This window comes from Rhodococcus ruitaii, from assembly GCF_055230935.1.
The window spans coordinates 1-2628 of record NZ_JBUYWC010000039.1; the positions used below are offsets into that span (position 1 = coordinate 1).

Here is a 2628-nt window from a genome sequence, read left to right on the forward strand (position 1 = left end):
GTGTCAAGGGACATCAGGGCATCCCCGTAGGCGGACAGGTCGTGTCCCTGTGTGCGGACAGCTGATCTCCCTGTGGGCGGTCAGCTGATCTCCCGCACCGGGTCAGGCCAACGGCATCACCCCGCGTCCGGCGGTGGCATCCTGCAGTCGCAGCGAGGTGCCCTCGGTGATCACCACATGCGCGTGGTGCAGCAACCGATCCACCGCGGCAGTGGCGAGGGTCTTCGGCATGATCGTGTCGAACCCGGACGGGTGGAGGTTGCTGGTGACCACCACACTGCGTCGTTCGTAGGCGGCATCGACAAGACGATAGAACGCCTCCGCCGCAGCCTGCCCCGACGGCAACATGCCGATGTCGTCGACGACGATCAACTCGGCGCGGGTGATCCTGGTGATGGTCTTGGTGACCGACCCATCCACCGCGGCCCGCCCGATCGCCGCGGTCAACGATTCGAGGGTGAACCACGACACCCGCATCCCCGCGTCGATCACCGCATGGGCGAGTGCTTCGACGAAGTGTGTCTTGCCGGTCCCGGACGGCCCGCTGACCGCGAGGTTCTCGGCGCGTCCCACCCACTCCAATGTGGCGAGCGCCTGCTGGGTCGGAGCCGGGATCGACGAATCCGCCTCGCGCCACGAGGAGAACGTCTTCCCGGCCGGAAGCCCCGCGGATTTGCGGCGCAGTGTCTTCGTGGCCTCGTCCCGGCCCCGGACCTCCTCGTCGAGCAGCACCTTGAGGACCTCGGTCGGATCCCACCGCTGCGCCTTCGCCGTCGCCAACACCTCCGGTGCGGCAGCCCGCAGATAGGGCAGGCGCATCCGTTTGAGCACGGCGACCAGGTCCTCGGGCAGCGGCGGCGCAGTGGGGTTCACGAGTCGACTCCTGCCGCTGCGGCGGCACCGAACCCGGCCCAGGCGCCGGTGCCGGGCTGGACCGAATGAGTCTCGTCGGCGACAACCACCCCGCCGGTGGTGGTGTTCTGGGCGCGGTGATGCGCGACGATCGCCGACAGGTCCGTCTCGGCGAACCGGCCGGACTCCGCCGCGGCGGTCAATGCCGCCGAGACGCTGTCGGCGCCGACGAACGCCGCCAACTCGACCGCCGCGGCCATCTTCGCCCGGATCCGCACCGCGCCGGCCGCGGACGCGGCGATCAACCAGGTGTGCGCACCGGGACCGAGGTCGAGGAACCGGGCCTCGGCCTCCGAACGAGCTTTCGGGACCGGGGTTTTCGGTGCCCCACCCGGTTCCTGCGGATGGTTCGGGTAGTGCGCCGGGTCGATCCTCGGGTTCCCCGGTGTCGAGAGCAGGTGCCGGGCGACCTCACTCAAACCCCGCCTGTTCTCGGCCCAGTTCGGGGTCTGGGGCAGGGCATCGAGGTCGGCGACGATCACCAGGTCGGTGCCGGCGGCGCGGACCCATACTTCGGTGCCGACCAGCCCCGGCGGCGTCGAATACCGCACCGACCCGAACCGGATCGTCTGATCGGTGCCGACACTGCGGGTGGTGCCCAGTGCCAGGGTGTGCGGGGCCGACGGCAGGGTGTGCAGGCGGACGCGTTCCTCGACCAGCGCCTCACCGGGGATGCGGGCGCTTTCCCGGTGCCGACGGCCGTTGACGGTGGCGGCGAACCGCTCGCAGGCGGCTTCGAGGTCGGCGAACGAGGTGTAGTCCGGCAGCAGGTTCGCCTCGGTGGGTACCAGATCCGCTTTGGCGATCTTGACGGTTGCTTCGCTGCCACCCTTCGATTCCGGATCATAAGGAACGCAGGTGTGCACTGCCATGCCGTAATGCCGTGCGGTCTCGACGATCTGGGGGTGCCTCACCGGGATTCCGGCGACGTGATCGATGCTCACGGTGCGGGGATTGTCGGTCAACGCGTAGGTCGGCACCCCACCGAAGCGGCGCACCGTGGCATCGAGGCACGCGATCAACGTCGGCAACGTCTGGTCCCACACCGGGATCACCACCCGGTAGCGGGACCACGACAGCCAGGCGCAGAACAACAGTGTCGAACGCAGAATCCCGCCCGGGCCGGGCACTTTCGGGCCGTCTCCCCAGTCGAATTGCATCCACAACCCGGGTTCGGTGATCCAGGGCCGGTAGGTGCGGCGATGCCCGGCCTGCCAGGCTGCTTTCGCATCCGCGACGGCGCGTCGGGTGGTGCGTTCGGTACCGTCGAATCCGGTAGCGATGAGGCGCTGGTGGACGATGTCGGCGCGGACCTTGCCTTTGCTGCGTTCGACCCATTCCTCGATCTTGGGGAGGTGGTCGTCGATGATGCGGGGCCGCCGCGACGGGCCGCTCAGCGGCATACCGGCGTCCCGGGCGGCGACGTAGCGGCGGACGGTTTTCGGATCGACCCCGGCCAGTTGCGCTGCCGAATGCGCGTTGCCGGTGGTGTCGTAGGCCTCGAGAATTTCCATGATGTCCCTGTCAGACTTCTTCATGCGTCCCTCCGGTGGGAGTTGCTCGGTGGTGGTCGAAGACCTCGAGCAAAACCCCGGAGGGGCGTTCGTGTCGGGACCGACACACCGCCGGTCCCCGTGTCCATCGATAGGGAGATCAGCTGTCCGTCAGCGGGGACGAACGTGTCCGTCTACAGGGAGGTTGGCATGTCCGCTAGCA

At 68.5% G+C, this 2628-nt stretch carries 2 protein-coding genes; both read right to left on the reverse strand.

What is annotated here, in order from left to right; genetic code table 11:
• Positions 1-102: 102 nt before the first annotated feature.
• Positions 103-873, reverse strand: a complete 771-nt coding sequence (gene istB / locus ACZI8W_RS26080) for an IS21-like element helper ATPase IstB (protein ID WP_463371438.1) — start codon at positions 871-873, stop codon at positions 103-105.
• Entirely contained in the window at positions 870-2450 is a 1581-nt protein-coding gene (istA, locus tag ACZI8W_RS26085) for an IS21 family transposase (RefSeq protein ID WP_463371439.1), read from the reverse strand. Before istA ends, istB begins: the two co-directional genes overlap by 4 nt.
• Positions 2451-2628: the final 178 nt, after the last annotated feature.

Bases quoted from the DNA above. Each gene is read 5' to 3' on its own strand.
- istA (WP_463371439.1), bottom strand. From the start codon at position 2,450: ATGAAGAAGTCTGACAGGGACATCATGGAAATTCTCGAGGCCTACGAC.